The sequence below is a fragment of the Faucicola mancuniensis genome, from assembly GCF_046523945.1.
GTDB lineage: Bacteria > Pseudomonadota > Gammaproteobacteria > Pseudomonadales > Moraxellaceae > Faucicola > Faucicola mancuniensis.
In genome coordinates this window covers 1,496,235-1,512,094 of the sequence record NZ_CP171363.1, presented here as the reverse complement: position 1 = coordinate 1,512,094, position 15,860 = coordinate 1,496,235, and the positions used below count along the sequence as shown (strand labels likewise).

Below are 15,860 nucleotides of genomic sequence, written 5' to 3'. Positions count from 1 at the left end.
TACTGTATTGTGAATTTCTTCTATCAAACTATTATTGTTTGCAGATAGAATATACTTTTGATTCATAACATACTCCTATTTTAATAACTCTTAGAGCAATTTTTAAATCGCCATCAATTTGAGAAGAGGACAGTTACCTATCCACATCCGCCATAACGACATCAATAGACGCAAGATAAATAATCAAATCCGACACCAAACTACCATTAATCACCGCAGGCATCTGTTGCAAATGAGCAAAAGTTGGCGTACGAATACGAGTACGATAACTCATCGTAGAACGGTCAGAAATCAGCGTATAATTGGTAATCCCTTTCACCGCTTCCACCATCATAGAGCTTTCGCCCGCAGGCATCACAGGCCCCCACGACACCGAAATAAAGTGATTAATCAAGGTTTCAATATCGTTTAACGTACGGTCTTTTGGCGGTGGTACAGCCAATGGGTGGTCGGCTTTGTACGCACCTGACGGCATATTATTCAAACATTGTTCAATAATTTTGAGTGATTCACGGATTTCACCGATTTTTACCAAACAACGGTCATACGCATCACCGTTATAGGCAACAGGCACTTCAAAATCAAAATTTTCATAGCCAAGATACGGACGAGCCTTACGCAAATCGTACTCAATCCCTGTCGCACGCAAGCCAGCCCCTGTTACACCCCAAGCCAATGCCGATTTTGCATCGTATTGGGCGACTTGTTGCGTACGCAATTGTAAAACTTTGTTGGTCATGGTCGCTTTAAAATATTCGTCAATGCGTTTTGGCATCCAGTCCAAAAACTCACGAACCAAGCGTTCCCAACCGTTTGGCAAGTCCATCGCCGTACCGCCAATTCTAAACCACGCAGGGTGCATACGATAGCCTGTTACCGCTTCAATCACATCATAGGCTTTTTGGCGGTCGGCAAACATATAAAACACAGGGGTCATACCGCCCGCATCTTGGATAAACGTTCCCCAATACAGCAAGTTATTGGTAATACGGAAAAACTCACTCATCATAATACGAATGGTGTTGGCTCGGTCTGGCACGGTAATCCCTGCCAATTTTTCCACCGCCATGATATACGGCAACTCATTCATCACACCACCAAGATAGTCAATACGGTCGGTATAAGGGATAAATGAATGCCAAGTTTGACGTTCGGCGATTTTTTCCGCCCCACGGTGGTGATAGCCAATATCTGGGATACAATCCACCACTTCTTCACCGTCAAGCTGTAGCACGACACGGAACGCACCGTGGTCCGATGGGTGGTTTGGTCCAAGATTTAGGAACATAAAGTCTTCATCACGACCGCTACGTTTCATACCCCATTCTTCTGGGATAAAACGCAAATTTTCTTGTTCAAACATTTGTTTATCTTTATCAAGGTAATACGGCGGAACTTCGGTCGCACGAGAGGCGTATTCTTTACGCAGTGGGTGTCCCTCCCAATATTTTGGCAACAAAATACGGGTCAGATGCGGATGTCCGTCAAATTTGATACCGAACATATCCCAGACTTCACGCTCATACCAGTTGGCATTTGCCCAAATGCGAGTAGCGGTCGGAATGTTTAAATCGTCTTCTTTTAACGCCACTTTGACACGAATATCACTGTTACGTTCAATAGACATAAGATGATAAAATACCGTAAAATCGCTGTCTGGCTGACCATCACGATGTTGGCGTAAACGTTCGTCAATCGCTGATAAGTCAAGCAACATGACGTAAGGTTTTGGTAATTTTCGCAAAAACAATAGCACGTCCAAAAGTTGTGAACGTTCTACCCAAATGGTTGGAAAATTATCAAATGTTTTTTGTTCAATAAACTGCCCTGAGAATTTTTTATTTAACTCATCAATAACGGCAAACGCCCCTGTATTTTGTGGCGTATTTTCTGCGACTGTTACCATAAATTTTCCCTTTTACTCAATATTATCAGGACTGCGTAAATTTTTCACCGCAACACGGTCGGCTTGTTTTCTATCACGTTCAGGTTGCATAATTGGTTGATAAATACCATCATCTTTAACATGAATACCAAGCGGACGGCGTTCTTTATCAATCTGTTGTTGCAACAGCATAATCGCTTGAATCAAGGCTTCTGGACGTGGCGGACACCCCGGAATATACACATCAACAGGGATAATCTTATCCACACCTTGCACCACAGAATACACATCGTACATACCGCCAGAGTTAGCACACGCACCCATAGAAATCACCCATTTTGGCTCAAGCATTTGCTCATACAAACGCTGAACTACAGGTGCCATTTTCATAAAGCACGTCCCTGCGACAATCATCACATCCGCCTGACGTGGCGACGCACGAATAACCTCCGCCCCAAAACGTGATAAGTCATGCACACCTGTCAAAGTCGTGGCGTATTCCACATAACAGCAAGACGTACCAAAGTTAAACGGCCACAGCGAATGTTTACGACCCCAATTGGCTAAACTATGGCTTAAATCTTCTAAGCGGGTCATCACCACATTGCGATTGATTTCTTCTTCATCAATCACTTCAATGGTTTCGGCTGGGAATTTATTCGCATCAAGATTGGCTTTTGTCAATGTATATTTCATAAAAAATCCAATAACTAAAAATAGTTTTTTCCGATTTTACAAACAAAACAAGCCCTGAAAACATTTGCAAGGCTTTTTGATTAATTTTGTGGTTGATGTTGTTTCATCACACCTGATAACTGTGCAGGGACTTTGCCTGTTGGGTCAGTTTCCAACTCTTCTACGCCATTAAAGCGTGTGATATCCGCCAAATTAAATCCAGCAGGAGCAGACGTTAAGCGAGCAGGTTTTGGTTTTTTGTCCGCAGGTGACCAGTTTAACGCACCCAATTTTAACAAATAATATAAACCAATTAACAACTCACCAATAAAAATTAAAATGGTAAAAAACCCAAGCCAGCCAGCTTCTTTCACCGACACCGCATACGTGTAAAGATAGAGGGCTTCAAGGTCAAAAATCACAAAGAAAATCGCCACCACATAAAATTTGGCAGACAAACGAATACGAGCCGTACCCGCACCGACCACGCCCGACTCAAAATTTTCTTCTTTTTGAAAACCTTTAGACGTACCACCCAACAATCTTGGCACAACTAGCATAAACACACACAATCCAACCGCCGCCAAAAGAAAAACCATCGCCGACCAATCAAATGCTGGAAACATGAAATACTCCTTGCCAAAAGGTTTTTGGACTACTATTTATTTTTTTAAACAACCCTGTTGATATGCAGATGTGAAAAAGAATAGATAAAAATGAAGTGATAATTTTTTTATATCATCGTCATGACATGACATCTGCTGGTAAAACGTAGGAAACACTGATTCACTCAAATAAATTTTATGCAACAAAATAAATCTAACTGTTGCAAATTTTAGTAAAAAGGTATCAAAACGTCTCAACTGGCTAAAACGTGGTATAGTTTACCTATTTTAACAAAAAATTGCTAGTGGTGTATTAAAAAGTTACATATTTCACAAAATATTAAATGCAAAAAACCCACTAAAAAGCAGGCTTTTTTTATCAATTAACAATTTTTGCAATCAATTATTGCTCAATTACATCAACGCCTTTATCAGGTGTAAAACTAAACTGACTGCTTGCGATTTTGCCATTGCGTTTGACATTGCTAAATTTGATACTGGTCGTTTGTCCAAGATTGTCATTTAACACCATCATCACAGGATTGCCACTGTTAAATGAAATACTCAAGTTTTTAAAACTGGCGTTGCTTGATTTCGGATACAACACAAAATAATTTTTGCTAGCATTTGGTTGAGTGACTTTAAAATTTGCCGAAATCTTGCTTAGGTCACCCGATAGCAACAACGCAGGGGTATCGCCCACTTGATTGCTCGTGCTTTGTTTGGTCGCTTGGTTTAAATCTTTGTCATAAACCCAAAGCGTATTGCCATTTGCCACAATCAACTGCTCGGCAGAACCTGTGGTATGCCAGCGGAACTGATTGGGGCGTTGTACCGCCATAGAACCACTAAATGTGTGACTGCCAAATTTGCCACCTTTGGTTGTTTGGCTAAAATTTGCCGTCATGCTTTTAACATTGACCAATAAGTTATTTAAATTTTTTGATGCAGTGGCTTGGCTGGCTTCTTTGGCTTGGGCGGTTGTCATACCGATAGTTAAAGGTGTACCAACAATTAAAGCGGTAGTTAATACAGGGGTTAAAATTTTTTTTAACATCATCATTTCCTCTTCAATAAAAGTAGTTTAATGTTTTAACAAATTGTTTTGACAAAACTATTATCGCTAAATTTTTCTTTCAGTTCTAGCCAACAGTTGCAATGTTTTTGGTAAAACTTGTAAATAATGTAACAAATTCTAAATTTTGAAAAATAAAAAACCCAATAAGTAAAACTTATTGGGCTTTGAAAGCTATCTTAATAAAGATTATGCTTCGTTTACAATGCTGACATAACGGCGGTTGAACTTACCTTTTACGGCAAATTTTACCACACCATCAGTTAAAGCAAATAATGTATGGTCACGACCCATACCTACGCCTTCACCTGCGTGGAATTCTGTACCACGTTGGCGAACGATGATGTTACCAGCAACAACTTGCTGACCACCAAAAATTTTTACACCCAACATTTTTGGGTTAGAATCACGACCGTTACGAGTAGAACCTGCTGCTTTTTTATGTGCCATGAGTTAGCTCCTAAAAATAGTTGAATTATGCTTTGATAGCGTTAATTTTTAACAAGGTGTACCATTGGCGATGACCTTGTTCTTTGTGGTAGTGTTTACGGCGACGATGTTTCACGATGCGTACTTTTTCTCCACGACCATGTTCAACCACTTCAGCTTCTACAACCGCACCAGCAACAACTGGCTGACCGATTTTGATATCTGAACCGTTTACAACCATTAATACGTCTTCGATTTTAACGGTTTCGCCTTTTTCAGCTTTTAGCAATTCTACTTTTAGTAGTTCGCCTTCGGTTACACGGTGTTGTTTACCACCACTTTTGATTACTGCATACATCTTGGTTTGCTCCGAAAAAACCCGTACACCGTGATTGCCGATGGCAATGCTTTTTGACGGTTACACAGGGAATGAATATAGTTTAGGGGCGTAATTTTACTTGATTCTGCATTTAATTGCAAGATTTTTTCTACTATTTTATTGTTGTGATTTGTGGTATAGTGGGAGTTATTTTTTGCACTTTTTTTACAATTTTTTTATCAAAAAATCCAACCGAGTTTTCACATGACACATCAACAAGATAACAACAGCAATCCTATCACTTACGCCCAAATTCAAGGCATTGTTGCCGATGATTTTGAAAAAATGGACAAACAAGTATTCGGTAGTTTAAATTCAAAAGTCAAGCTCGTGATGGCGGTGAGCCAACACGTTATTGACGCAGGTGGCAAGCGTATGCGTCCTTTGATTTCGCTACTTTGTTCACGCATTTGTGAAGATAAGCAGTTTGAGCCTGCCATGCACTTGGGGGCGATTACCGAAATGCTACACACAGCAACGTTGGTGCATGATGATGTGATTGATAGCTCAGGTATGCGACGTGGCAAGCCTACTGCCAATGCGACTTGGGACAACCCAACGGCGGTGCTTGTTGGGGATTATTTGATTGCTCGGGCGTTTAATTTACTTGTTGGTTTTGGTTCGTTGCCTTTGTTAAAGCTGTTTTCGGACGGCACTTGCGACATTGCCGAAGGCGAAGTGTTACAACTGCAACATCAGCACAATCCGCAAGCGACTGAAGATGATTATATGAAAATCATTGACGGCAAGACTTCTCGTCTGTTTATGTTGTCTAGTCAAGGCGTGGCGATTTTGCACAATCGTCCAGAATTTGATGATACGTTCGCTAAATTTGGACAACATTTTGGTAATGCATTTCAGATTATTGATGATGTGCTTGATTTTAGTGGTGATAGTGTAGTTTTGGGTAAAAATGTTGGCGATGACATTGCCGAAGGTAAACCGACTTTGCCACTCATTAAAGCGTTGGAATTTACCAAAAGCAATAATCCAACTGATTTTGAGATTTTACGCATTGCCATTCAGACAGGTGAAGTAGCGGATACCGCTCAAATTATTGATATTGTTAAAAATTCTGGTGCGTTGGATTATTGCCGTGAAAAAGCGATTAGTGAAACGGCTATCGCTCGTGAAGCGGTGCTAAGTCTACCAGAATCTGTGTATCGTCAAGGTTTGCTTGATTTGATGACATTAGCGAGTCAAAGACTTTATTAATGTGAAAACTTGGGGCTGTAGTAGACTAGAATTACGATTTTCACTAACGGTATATTGAGAGACACCCAAAAAAGAAAAAGCCAATTAAAAAGATATAAAAATCAATTAGTTGGCTTATGTATTTGGTGCGAACGGAGGGATTTGAACCCTCACACCATACGGCACCACCCCCTCAAGATGGCGTGTCTACCAATTCCACCACGTTCGCAAAGAACCAATTAGCTTGGTTTAAGAAAGCAAAATTTTAGCACATTTTTAAAAAATAGCAAGAAATTTTAACACAAAATTATGGTGTTGGCTGAATAGGTGCTGGTGTTGTCGTCACCACACCACTCACATCAAGCGTGTGATTTTTATCACTTTGCTCTCTTGCAAATACTGCCAAAGTAATACTGGTAACAAAAAACACCACTGTCAAAACGGCTGTCGCACGGGTTAAAAAGTTAGCCGTGCCTGACGCACCAAACACCGTGCCTGATGCACCTGCACCAAATGACGCACCTGCGTCAGCACCTTTACCATGTTGCACCAAAATCAGCCCAATCATCGCAATCGCAACCACAATATGAACTGTCAATATCACTGAATACATAATTTTTTTCTCAAAGTTAAAAGCGTTATTTTAACCGTTTTTTACACAAAAATCTTGAATAATTTGGTAAAAACTTGTCGCTTGTAGCGAAGCTCCGCCCACCAACACACCATCAACCAAATCAATCGTCGCCAAATCTTTGGCATTCTCCGCATTCACGCTACCACCATACAAAATTGGGGCATAAATCTGCATTGTGCCGAGCATTTCACTGATAAAATGATGCACATTGGCAATTTCATCAAACGTTGGTGTCAGCCCCGTGCCAATCGCCCAAACAGGCTCATACGCAATCAATAATTTAGGTTTTACTGCTTCGTCCAACGAATTTTGTAATGACTGTTTAAAATTTTCTAAAATTTGTAACTGGCTTTCTAACACCGCTTGGGTTTGTTGGGTTTCATATTGTGCTTTGGTTTCACCAATGCAAAAAATCACCGTCAAATTATTATCAAAGGCATGGCGAATTTTTTCAATCAAAACATCATTATTTTCTAAAAAATACTGTCTGCGTTCTGAATGTCCAATTATCACATTGGATACGCCCAAATTTTGTAATTGGCTGGCAGAAATCTCACCTGTAAACGCCCCTTTTTGAGCATTTTGGGCACAAACATTTTGGGCACAAATATCCATGATAGAAGCATTTAACAAATCTTTTACGGTTGTTAAATGGATAAAACTGGGAGCGACAACTACATTGGGCAAACTTTCGGTTTGGTTTAACAATTTTTCATTCAATTCGGTAATTAGATGAATGGTTTCAGTTGTTGTGACAGGATTCATTTTCCAATTTGCCACAACCCAAGGTCTTTGCCATTGTTGGTTGATATTCATTATCACTATCTCCAGTTTTAAATATTGAGTATATTAACTTAAAAGATTGATAAATAACAAGTATTTTACACAAAAAAATCCTTTAATAGTGCTATTAAAGGATTTTAAAATATGGGGTGAATGATGGGACTTGAACCCACGACAACCGGAATCACAATCCGGGGCTCTACCAACTGAGCTACATCCACCATAAGGTTTTTACATTGACACGCAAATGGCGCGCCTGACAGGATTCGAACCTGTGACCACCTGCTTAGAAGGCAGGTGCTCTATCCAACTGAGCTACAGGCGCTCTAGTGGTGATGATAAATTTTTATTTTTCAATAAAAAAAGCCTTTTTATAGGCTTTGATTTATTTAAAATCGCTATTTTAAATAAATGGTCGGGGCGACAGGATTCGAACCTACGACCCCCTGCTCCCAAAGCAGGTGCTCTACCAAGCTGAGCTACGCCCCGAATTACTTAAACAATTTTCAACATCGTTGCTAATTGGTGCGTATTTTATAGTAAGTATCTTAAGATGTCAATAGTTTTTTTAATTATTTTCAAAATTTTTTGCCATACTTAAATACAATTCATGCAGTTTGGCAAGTTGTGCGTTCAAATGCTGAATGTCTTGGTTATTATCTACCACATCATGGGCTCGAACAAGGCGTTCTTGTCTGGATAATTGGTTTGCCATGATGTGTTGGATTTTTTCAACGCTTTGCCCATCTCGCTGACTGGCACGGGTAATTTGGTTTTGCTCATTGCTGTCAATCACCAAAATGCGGTGGCATAGATTGGCAAGCCCTGCTTCTGACGCTTCTAGTAGTAGCGGTGCGACCAATATGGTATAGCTTGAGGTGGATTGAGCTAACAATTGTTTGGCACGTTCACGAATGTCGGGGTGAGTGATTTGTTCCAAATCCATGAGTGCTTGTGGTTTGTTAAAAACGATTTCTCGCAGTTTACGGCGGTTCAATTCGCCGTTTTTATCAAGGATTTCATTGCCAAATTTATTGATAATTTTATTTAAAGTAGGACTGTTTTTTTTGACGATTTCTCGTGCAATGATGTCAGCATCAACAATCTGAATGCCTTGAGATTCGAACCATTGGCTGGCTTGCGATTTACCACTACCGATACCACCTGTTAAACCAATTATCAACATGGATTTTCTCCATTTTTTTAGTTATTTAACGAATTCATTTACATAAAACTTGACAAATACCAATGGTTAATTTTTGTACCCCAAAGCAAAGCAACAAAGCCAGCAATAGCAATATAAGGACCAAAAGCAAACTGCTGACTGCCTTTATTTTTTATCATTAAAGCACCGCCAACGATAGAGCCAATCAAACAGGATAACATAATGATAAGTGGTAACATACCTACCCCCAGCCATGCACCCAATGCCGCAAGTAATTTAAAATCACCATGCCCCATGCCTTGTTTTTTCATCAAAAACATAAAGGCCGTCGCAACCGACCAAAGCACAAAAAAGCCAAAAACCGCACCAAAAATAGCTGAAACAGGCGATGTAAAAATACCAAAAGCATTTGCCAAAAGCCCTATCATGCCCAAAGGATAGACCAAACGGTCAGGCAATAATTGCTCATCAAAATCAATCCCTGTCAAAGCGACCAAAATCCAAGTAAAAAGTACGCCAAGCATACCTTGTATATTTGCCCCTAAAGTATAAACCACCAAAACCGATGACAAAGCTGTCGTCAGTTCAACCAAAGGATAACGCATACTGATAGGATTTTGGCAACCGCTACATTTACCACGTAAAGCCAACCAGCTTAACACAGGAATATTTTCGTACCAACGGATTTGATGGGCACATTTTGGACAACGAGACGGCGGAAAAGATAAAGTTAAAGGGGTGTCATTTTTGATGGTATCTAACAAAGCTTGCTTATGATTGTCTGCCAAATCAGGCTGTTCCTGCCAAAAATGAGCGGTTTCTAATCGCCATTCTTTTTTCATGATGGCAGGTGTGCGATAAATCACCACATTTAAAAAACTGCCAACGCACAATCCTAAAATACCTGCAACGACCATCACAGTCAAGGGTAATTGTTGTATCGCATTGATAAGCTCTAATAATATTGTCATTAGCCAACCACCGAGCCCATTTGGAAAATTGGTAAGTACATCGCCACAACCAAGCCACCAATAACAACACCCAAAAATGCCATAATCATGGGTTCCATCAAACTGGTTAAACCATCAACTGCATTATCCACTTCATTTTCATAATAGGTTGCAACTTTGTCTAGCATCTCTTCTAAACTACCTGCTTCCTCACCAATGCCAACCATCTGAATAGCCATACTGGGAAATAGATTGGTTGAACGCATGGCAAATTGTAATTGTTGTCCTGTAGAGACATCTTCTTTGATTTTTTGAGTGGCATTATAATAAACCACATTGTTGGTTGCACCAGCAGTTGAATCTAATGCGTCAATCAATGGTACACCCGCTGCAAAGGTAGTTGAAAGCGTTCTTGCAAAACGTGCAATAATCGCCTGATAAACAATATTGCCAAAAATTGGTAGTTTTAATGACAATCTATCTAAAAAATCTCGAAAAGCTTTGCTGCGTTTTTTGGCTTCTGAAAAACTAACTACTGCACCACCAACGGAGAACAGAACAACCCACCAATACTTTTTCATCCATTCTGACATATTGACAACCATTTGAGTAAAGGCTGGTAATTCAGCACCAAATGAACTAAATAATCCTGAAAAAACAGGTACAACTTTTACCAATAAAATTGCCGTTACAACAAAAGCCACTACAATTACCGCAATTGGATATTTCATTGCCTTTTTGATTTTTGCTTTTAGCAGTTCACTTTTTTCTTTATAGGTTGCCACACGCTCAAGCATGGTTTCTAGCGCACCAGACTGTTCACCTGCTTCGACTAACGAGCAAAACAAATCATCAAAATAACGTGGGTGCTTACGTAATGCACTGGCAAAGTTACTACCGCCTTCAATGTCTGCTTTTAATTTTAATACCAAGTCTTTCATATTGGGATTTTCTAAAGCATCAGCAACAATTTCAAACGATTGGGTTAAAGGCACACCCGCTTTCATCATGGTTGCTAACTGACGCACAAAAATTGCAATATCAATCGCTTTAATTGCTTTACCTGCTTTAAATAATGGCTTTGGTTTTTTGCGAATACTTCTAATTTGAATGCCTTGCTTTAACAACTGAGCACGGGCTAACTCTATGCTACGGCTGGTTGCTTCACCTTTTACCTTTTCGCCACGACGATTAGTGCCTTCATAGACAAAGTCCATCAACATTTCAGTTTGTGCTTTTGCCATGTTTTTTCCTCAAAATAATTTGGTTAAATATGTAAATCTCTTAATCGCAATCCTGTTATTCGCTGGTTACACGATACATTTCTTGTACACTGGTCAAACCCTGTAACACTTTCATAATGCCAGAACGGCGTAAATCTCTAAAACCTTGTGTTAAGGCGATGTCTTTAATTTGAATGGCATTACCGTCTTCCATAATAATTCTTGAGATTTCTGGGGTGATTTTTAGCACTTCATAAACCCCCACACGACCCTTATAGCCATCACGGCACTCAGAACAGCCCACAGGCTCATAAATCACATTTTCTGGATTATCCAAATCTTCTTCAGTAAATCCCATTTCAAGCAAACTTTGTCTTGGTACATCAGTTGGCTTTTTACACACTTTACAAAGACGGCGAGCCAGACGCTGTGCAATCACCAAGTTTACCGAAGTGGCAATATTAAATGAAGCCACCCCCATATTCCGCAAACGAGTCAATGTTTCTGGTGCTGAATTGGTATGCAGGGTAGACAATACCATGTGACCTGTTTGCGCAGCTTTAATCGCAATTTCGGCAGTTTCAAGGTCACGAATCTCACCAACCATAACTACGTCAGGGTCCTGACGTAAGAAGGCTTTTAAGGCACTGGCAAAGGTTAGCCCCACTTTGTTGTTCACATTGACCTGATTAATCCCTTCTAAGTTAATCTCAACAGGGTCTTCAGCGGTTGAAATATTGGTTTCAACGGTATTTAAAATATTTAAACCAGTATAAAGCGAAACCGTTTTACCAGAACCTGTCGGCCCTGTAATCAATAGCATACCTTGCGGTTTATCAAGGGCTTCCATAAACAGTTTTTTCTGGTCAGGCTCATAACCCAACGCATCAATACCCAACATCGCAGACGATGGATCCAAAATACGCAGTACCAATTTTTCGCCAAAAAGCGTCGGACATGAGTTCACACGAAAGTCAATCGCACGGTCTTTGGAAATTTTAAGCTTAATACGACCATCTTGTGGGATACGTCTTTCTGAAATATCCATTTGTGAAATGACTTTCAAACGTGCCGAAATTTTACTTGCCAACTGCAAAGGCGGATTGGCAATTTTTTGTAACACACCGTCAACACGAAAACGCACACGATACACTTTTTCATAAGGCTCAAAGTGCAAATCCGATGCTCCCATCGTAATCGCTTTGATAAGCATACTGTTCACAAATTTTACCACAGGGGCATCATCTGTCGTATCCAGTGTCGTCTCGCCAACACCGTCATCAGGCTTGTCATCTTCACCAAAATCTGCCCCATTAAAATCACCAAAATCTGACAAGGCTGATGCGGAAAAAACCTTTTCAATCATCGACCTGATTTTGTTATGCTCAGCAACGACTGTTTCTACCATCAAACGTGTGCCGAACTTTAACGCATCTAATGCTTCAACATAAGTTGGGTCGCTCATCGCCACAAACAAACGATTACCACGCTGAAAAATTGGCAGAATACTAAACTCTTGTATAATTTTTTCTTCTACCGCATTTTTTGGAATATACTCTGGACTTAATGCGTCCAAATCAATCAGTGCATCGCCAAACTCACGAGAAATCAAAGTCGCCACTTTATCAGGACTGGCAATTTTTTCTTCTACCAAATAAGCAATCAAATTCTTTTTATTTTGTTGTGCTTCGCCAATTGCCTTTTGCATGGCAGATTCACTGACAATACCTGCCTGAACCAATTGCAACGCAATGCCACCAAAATTAGGAAATGCAGACATAACTTTTTCCCATATTTATCAAAAAATTATTTTAATGTAACAGTTTAACCCAAACTTTTACAAATGCAAAACAAACTTAGATAAAACCCAAAAATCTACGATAAAACTAAGTTTAACCCTATTTTAACATGATAACAACCATTCAGAAACAATTATCTTCATAAAAACCCTTCAAAAGTAAACATTTATCTATCATAATCATGGCTTTATTCCGCCCAAAAATTCGGATAAACGGTCGCTCCCAGACAGGAATGTGCTGTTCTTGACAAATTTTCTTAAATGACTGGTGATGATTTTTTGCCAATAACTTAAATTTTTCATTTGGTAAAACTTGCCGAAAATCACCGTTTTGTAAACTTTTCGCACCGATTAATGTCTCACATTCTGCCACATAACCATGCTCTAAACGGTATAAAATTTGCTGATATCGGCGAATTTGTACACCTTGCCATTCAATAATGGTTTTTTGTTCGGTATTTTTAGTAAAAATAAGTTGATAAATTTGCTCAATCGTCTGCCGATTCGGGGCAAATGTTTGATTATCTTTTAACCAAAAATACAAAAACTGCAACAATCGCTCACGGCTAAGTAGTTGTAATTGCTCAATATTTAACCTTTTTTCACTGTTTAAGCGTTGTGGAAAAGCACATTTTTTTAAACCTTGCTGATAAATTTCATACAATATTGTTTGGCTATCGGCGATATTTTGACTGCTTCTGACAATATTTTCAATACTTTTGTTAAATTTATTATTTATCAAAGGTAAAATATTTTGACGCAACCATGCTCTATCATTATTTTCACCGATATTTGTTGGGTCATCTACAAAATCCAACGAATAATATCGCACAAATTCACTAATCTGCTCACGAGTGATAGGTAACAAAGGTCGCCAAAGATAAAAAGGCTTGTCAAAAGCCGACTGTTCGCCAAATTCACGCATACCTGACAGCCCTGCCATACCTGCACCGTGAAACAGGTTCATCAAGATGGTTTCGGCTTGGTCATTGGCGTGATGGGCGGTGGCGATGATAGCATGGGGCGGTATCATTTGGCAAAAGGCTTGATAACGTGCGTTTCTGGCTTGATTTTCATTAATTTTGCTAATATCTGTATTTTTCCAATCTATACAAATACCTTGGTAAGGAATTTGATTTTTTTGGCAAAAATTTTCAACTAAAGTTTGCCATTCATCGCTAATGGCTTGGATTTTGTGGTTGATATGTAGGACAGAAATCGGCAATTTTAACAAAAAACAGGCGTAAAGCAACGCCATAGAATCCCGCCCACCACTACAGGCGATATAAATGTTTGTGTGTGTTGAACAGTATTGTTGGTAGCTTTTTTGAATTGTAGTTAAAATATTTGGCATTTTTAAAAAGTAATTGAAAAATACGGCAATTTTCCGTACAATTAATAATTATTGGTTGCTTTTAGGATAATTTATGACCTATCTAAACACAACAATGGCAAAAACAGCAAGAATAGAAGCAAGGGTTCAGCCTGATATTCATCGTTTAATCAAGCAAGCCGCTCAAATATCTGGCAGTAGTATTTCCGAATTTATCATTAATTCTGCAACAGCAATGGCAAAAAAAACCATTGCACAAAATCAAATTATTGAATTATCTTTAGAAGACCAACAAAATTTTGCCAATAACTTAATTAATCCGCCTAAAATGAACGATGCTATGAAAGAAGCCTTTGCGTTACATCGTCAATATATAAAACAAAGTTAGGATTTTTTATGTTATCTTGTAGCATTATTCCATTTGACAACAAAATTAATAGAAAAAATTTTCATAGTACCTCTGATGAACTCAATCATTATTTAAAAACCCAAGTTTCACAAGACATCAAAAGACGAATTAGTTCGTGTTTTTTAGCCCTTACTGATGACAATGAATTAGCTGGTTATTACACCTTGTCATCTACAAGCCTTGATTTAAGTGATTTATCTGATGAATTACAAAAAAAACTGCCACGTTATCCAACTGTACCTGCTGTGTTAATGGGCAGATTGGCAATAGATACCAATTATCAAGGGAAAAAATTGGGCTCAATGTTATTGATTGATGCGTTAAAATGTTGTATCAATGCTGAAATCGCTTGCTATGCGTTAATTGTGGAAGCAAAAAATCAGCAAGCCGTTGCATTTTATCAAAAGTTTGGTTTTATAGCATTTAAAAGCAAAGCTGATAAATTATATTATCCATTAGCAAATTTGCCAAAAGCATAATTTATACTTTTGGCAAACCAACCATCACAAACTCACACTAGAATTAAACGCCATAAATTTATCATAACGTTGTTGCAAACGATTTTCGGTAGATAATAGTGAAATTTGTTTTAACTGTTCTTGTAGTGTAGCTTTAAGATTTTTCATCACCACATCACTTTTGATATGAGCACCATCGCCTTCTTTCACCACCATATCAATCAAGCCAAGCTCATGTAAGTTTTCGGCAGACAGTTTTAACGCTTCGCTGGCTTGTGGGGCTTTTTCCGCTGTTTTCCACAAAATAGACGCACAGCCCTCAGGCGAAATCACCGAATAAATACTATTTTCCAACATATTGACACGGTCAGCCACCGCAATCGCCAACGCACCACCAGAGCCACCCTCGCCAATCACTGTCGCAATCACTGGCACTTTTAACGCACTAAAAGTCGCAATACTCTCGGCAATGGCTTGGGCTTGTCCACGCTCTTCTGCACCAACCCCCGGATACGCCCCTTGCGTGTCAATAAAGGTAAACACAGGTATAGCAAAACGCTCCGCCATTTTGACAAGGCGTATCACTTTGCGGTAGCCCTCAGGGTTTGCCATGCCAAAATTATGTTCAATGCGTTCACGGGTACTACGTCCACGATGTTGCCCAATCAGCATGACAGGACTGCCGTCAAATTTGGCAAGACCGCCCAGAATCGCTTTGTCATCGGCAAAGGCTCTATCACCTTGCAAAATATCAAACTCGGTAAACAGTGTGTTGGCATAATCCATAAATAACGGACGTTTTGCATGGCGAGCCAGTTGTACTTTTTCCCAAACGGACATAATTCTTCCTTGTGTATTGCTAAAG

17 protein-coding genes and 4 tRNA genes are annotated in these 15,860 nt (G+C 39.3%); 3 read left to right on the top strand and 18 right to left on the bottom strand.

Annotated elements, in window-relative coordinates:
* Positions 1-133: 133 nt before the first annotated feature.
* From nuoC to rplU, 6 genes are all read right to left on the bottom strand, one after another.
* Entirely contained in the window at positions 134-1,906 is a 1,773-nt protein-coding gene (gene nuoC, locus ACGTJS_RS07430) for an NADH-quinone oxidoreductase subunit C/D (RefSeq protein ID WP_410471607.1), read from the bottom strand.
* 12 nt (positions 1,907-1,918) lie between these two features.
* Positions 1,919-2,581: an NADH-quinone oxidoreductase subunit B family protein gene (locus ACGTJS_RS07425; RefSeq protein WP_315041006.1), complete on the bottom strand. Its 663-nt coding sequence runs from the start codon at positions 2,579-2,581 to the stop codon at positions 1,919-1,921.
* A gap of 80 nt (positions 2,582-2,661) precedes the next feature.
* The gene (gene ndhC / locus ACGTJS_RS07420) at positions 2,662-3,186 is read right to left on the bottom strand and encodes an NADH-quinone oxidoreductase subunit A (RefSeq protein WP_315041004.1); all 525 of its coding nucleotides are present in this window, start codon (positions 3,184-3,186) and stop codon (positions 2,662-2,664) included.
* Between the two features lie 382 nt (positions 3,187-3,568).
* Positions 3,569-4,222, bottom strand: a complete 654-nt coding sequence (gene lolA, locus ACGTJS_RS07415) for an outer membrane lipoprotein chaperone LolA (protein WP_315041002.1) — start codon at positions 4,220-4,222, stop codon at positions 3,569-3,571.
* Positions 4,223-4,429: 207 nt separating this feature from the next.
* Complete coding sequence (rpmA, locus tag ACGTJS_RS07410; protein ID WP_315041001.1) at positions 4,430-4,690, bottom strand: 50S ribosomal protein L27; 261 nt, start codon at positions 4,688-4,690, stop codon at positions 4,430-4,432.
* Between the two features lie 25 nt (positions 4,691-4,715).
* Positions 4,716-5,027 (bottom strand): 50S ribosomal protein L21, encoded by a 312-nt coding sequence (gene rplU / locus ACGTJS_RS07405; protein WP_315040999.1) that lies wholly within the window; start codon positions 5,025-5,027, stop codon positions 4,716-4,718.
* 225 nt (positions 5,028-5,252) lie between these two features.
* On the opposite strand from rplU, the gene ACGTJS_RS07400 reads away from it, so the two are divergent.
* Positions 5,253-6,263: a polyprenyl synthetase family protein gene (locus ACGTJS_RS07400; protein WP_315040997.1), complete on the top strand. Its 1,011-nt coding sequence runs from the start codon at positions 5,253-5,255 to the stop codon at positions 6,261-6,263.
* 123 nt (positions 6,264-6,386) lie between these two features.
* Here ACGTJS_RS07400 and ACGTJS_RS07395 read toward each other — a convergent pair.
* The 11 genes from ACGTJS_RS07395 to tilS all read right to left on the bottom strand — a co-directional run bounded on the left by ACGTJS_RS07395 (position 6,387) and on the right by tilS (position 14,149).
* A tRNA-Leu gene (locus tag ACGTJS_RS07395) sits at positions 6,387-6,471 on the bottom strand.
* A gap of 78 nt (positions 6,472-6,549) precedes the next feature.
* Positions 6,550-6,855 carry a preprotein translocase subunit SecG gene (secG, locus tag ACGTJS_RS07390; RefSeq protein WP_315040994.1) on the bottom strand — a complete coding sequence of 102 codons (306 nt, stop codon included), beginning with the start codon at positions 6,853-6,855 and terminating at the stop codon, positions 6,550-6,552.
* A 30-nt stretch (positions 6,856-6,885) separates the two neighbouring features.
* Positions 6,886-7,692 carry a triose-phosphate isomerase gene (gene tpiA / locus ACGTJS_RS07385; protein ID WP_315040993.1) on the bottom strand — a complete coding sequence of 269 codons (807 nt, stop codon included), beginning with the start codon at positions 7,690-7,692 and terminating at the stop codon, positions 6,886-6,888.
* A 112-nt stretch (positions 7,693-7,804) separates the two neighbouring features.
* Positions 7,805-7,880 (bottom strand) — tRNA-His (locus tag ACGTJS_RS07380).
* Between the two features lie 27 nt (positions 7,881-7,907).
* A tRNA-Arg gene (locus ACGTJS_RS07375) sits at positions 7,908-7,984 on the bottom strand.
* Between the two features lie 87 nt (positions 7,985-8,071).
* Positions 8,072-8,148 (bottom strand) — tRNA-Pro (locus ACGTJS_RS07370).
* A 79-nt stretch (positions 8,149-8,227) separates the two neighbouring features.
* Complete coding sequence (gene coaE, locus ACGTJS_RS07365) at positions 8,228-8,845, bottom strand: dephospho-CoA kinase (protein ID WP_315040992.1); 618 nt, start codon at positions 8,843-8,845, stop codon at positions 8,228-8,230.
* A 38-nt stretch (positions 8,846-8,883) separates the two neighbouring features.
* Complete coding sequence (locus ACGTJS_RS07360; RefSeq protein ID WP_315040991.1) at positions 8,884-9,795, bottom strand: A24 family peptidase; 912 nt, start codon at positions 9,793-9,795, stop codon at positions 8,884-8,886.
* Positions 9,795-11,018 carry a type II secretion system F family protein gene (locus tag ACGTJS_RS07355; RefSeq protein ID WP_315040990.1) on the bottom strand — a complete coding sequence of 408 codons (1,224 nt, stop codon included), beginning with the start codon at positions 11,016-11,018 and terminating at the stop codon, positions 9,795-9,797. Before ACGTJS_RS07355 ends, ACGTJS_RS07360 begins: the two co-directional genes overlap by 1 nt.
* 55 nt (positions 11,019-11,073) lie before the next feature.
* Complete coding sequence (pilB, locus tag ACGTJS_RS07350) at positions 11,074-12,777, bottom strand: type IV-A pilus assembly ATPase PilB (protein ID WP_410471606.1); 1,704 nt, start codon at positions 12,775-12,777, stop codon at positions 11,074-11,076.
* Positions 12,778-12,919: 142 nt separating this feature from the next.
* Positions 12,920-14,149 (bottom strand): tRNA lysidine(34) synthetase TilS, encoded by a 1,230-nt coding sequence (tilS, locus tag ACGTJS_RS07345; RefSeq protein ID WP_410471605.1) that lies wholly within the window; start codon positions 14,147-14,149, stop codon positions 12,920-12,922.
* A gap of 73 nt (positions 14,150-14,222) precedes the next feature.
* On the opposite strand from tilS, the gene ACGTJS_RS07340 reads away from it, so the two are divergent.
* On the top strand, positions 14,223-14,516 hold the full coding sequence (locus tag ACGTJS_RS07340; protein WP_315044197.1) for a DUF1778 domain-containing protein: 294 nt from the start codon (positions 14,223-14,225) through the stop codon (positions 14,514-14,516).
* An 8-nt stretch (positions 14,517-14,524) separates the two neighbouring features.
* Positions 14,525-15,016 carry a GNAT family N-acetyltransferase gene (locus tag ACGTJS_RS07335; protein WP_410471604.1) on the top strand — a complete coding sequence of 164 codons (492 nt, stop codon included), beginning with the start codon at positions 14,525-14,527 and terminating at the stop codon, positions 15,014-15,016.
* Between the two features lie 24 nt (positions 15,017-15,040).
* Here ACGTJS_RS07335 and ACGTJS_RS07330 read toward each other — a convergent pair whose 3' ends face one another.
* Entirely contained in the window at positions 15,041-15,835 is a 795-nt protein-coding gene (locus tag ACGTJS_RS07330) for an acetyl-CoA carboxylase carboxyltransferase subunit alpha (protein ID WP_315044192.1), read from the bottom strand.
* Between the last annotated feature and the right edge of the window lie 25 nt (positions 15,836-15,860).

Bases quoted from the DNA above. Each gene is read 5' to 3' on its own strand.
- ACGTJS_RS07355 (WP_315040990.1), bottom strand. From the start codon at position 11,018: ATGGCAAAAGCACAAACTGAAATGTTGATGGACTTTGTCTATGAAGGC.
- tilS (WP_410471605.1), bottom strand. From the start codon at position 14,149: ATGCCAAATATTTTAACTACAATTCAAAAAAGCTACCAACAATACTGT.
- ACGTJS_RS07360 (WP_315040991.1), bottom strand. From the start codon at position 9,795: ATGACAATATTATTAGAGCTTATCAATGCGATACAACAATTACCCTTG.
- tpiA (WP_315040993.1), bottom strand. From the start codon at position 7,692: ATGAATATCAACCAACAATGGCAAAGACCTTGGGTTGTGGCAAATTGG.
- pilB (WP_410471606.1), bottom strand. From the start codon at position 12,777: ATGTCTGCATTTCCTAATTTTGGTGGCATTGCGTTGCAATTGGTTCAG.
- ACGTJS_RS07340 (WP_315044197.1), top strand. From the start codon at position 14,223: ATGACCTATCTAAACACAACAATGGCAAAAACAGCAAGAATAGAAGCA.
- ndhC (WP_315041004.1), bottom strand. From the start codon at position 3,186: ATGTTTCCAGCATTTGATTGGTCGGCGATGGTTTTTCTTTTGGCGGCG.
- rplU (WP_315040999.1), bottom strand. From the start codon at position 5,027: ATGTATGCAGTAATCAAAAGTGGTGGTAAACAACACCGTGTAACCGAA.
- nuoC (WP_410471607.1), bottom strand. From the start codon at position 1,906: ATGGTAACAGTCGCAGAAAATACGCCACAAAATACAGGGGCGTTTGCC.
- ACGTJS_RS07425 (WP_315041006.1), bottom strand. From the start codon at position 2,581: ATGAAATATACATTGACAAAAGCCAATCTTGATGCGAATAAATTCCCA.
- secG (WP_315040994.1), bottom strand. From the start codon at position 6,855: ATGTATTCAGTGATATTGACAGTTCATATTGTGGTTGCGATTGCGATG.
- ACGTJS_RS07335 (WP_410471604.1), top strand. From the start codon at position 14,525: ATGTTATCTTGTAGCATTATTCCATTTGACAACAAAATTAATAGAAAA.
- ACGTJS_RS07330 (WP_315044192.1), bottom strand. From the start codon at position 15,835: ATGTCCGTTTGGGAAAAAGTACAACTGGCTCGCCATGCAAAACGTCCG.
- lolA (WP_315041002.1), bottom strand. From the start codon at position 4,222: ATGTTAAAAAAAATTTTAACCCCTGTATTAACTACCGCTTTAATTGTT.
- coaE (WP_315040992.1), bottom strand. From the start codon at position 8,845: ATGTTGATAATTGGTTTAACAGGTGGTATCGGTAGTGGTAAATCGCAA.
- ACGTJS_RS07400 (WP_315040997.1), top strand. From the start codon at position 5,253: ATGACACATCAACAAGATAACAACAGCAATCCTATCACTTACGCCCAA.
- rpmA (WP_315041001.1), bottom strand. From the start codon at position 4,690: ATGGCACATAAAAAAGCAGCAGGTTCTACTCGTAACGGTCGTGATTCT.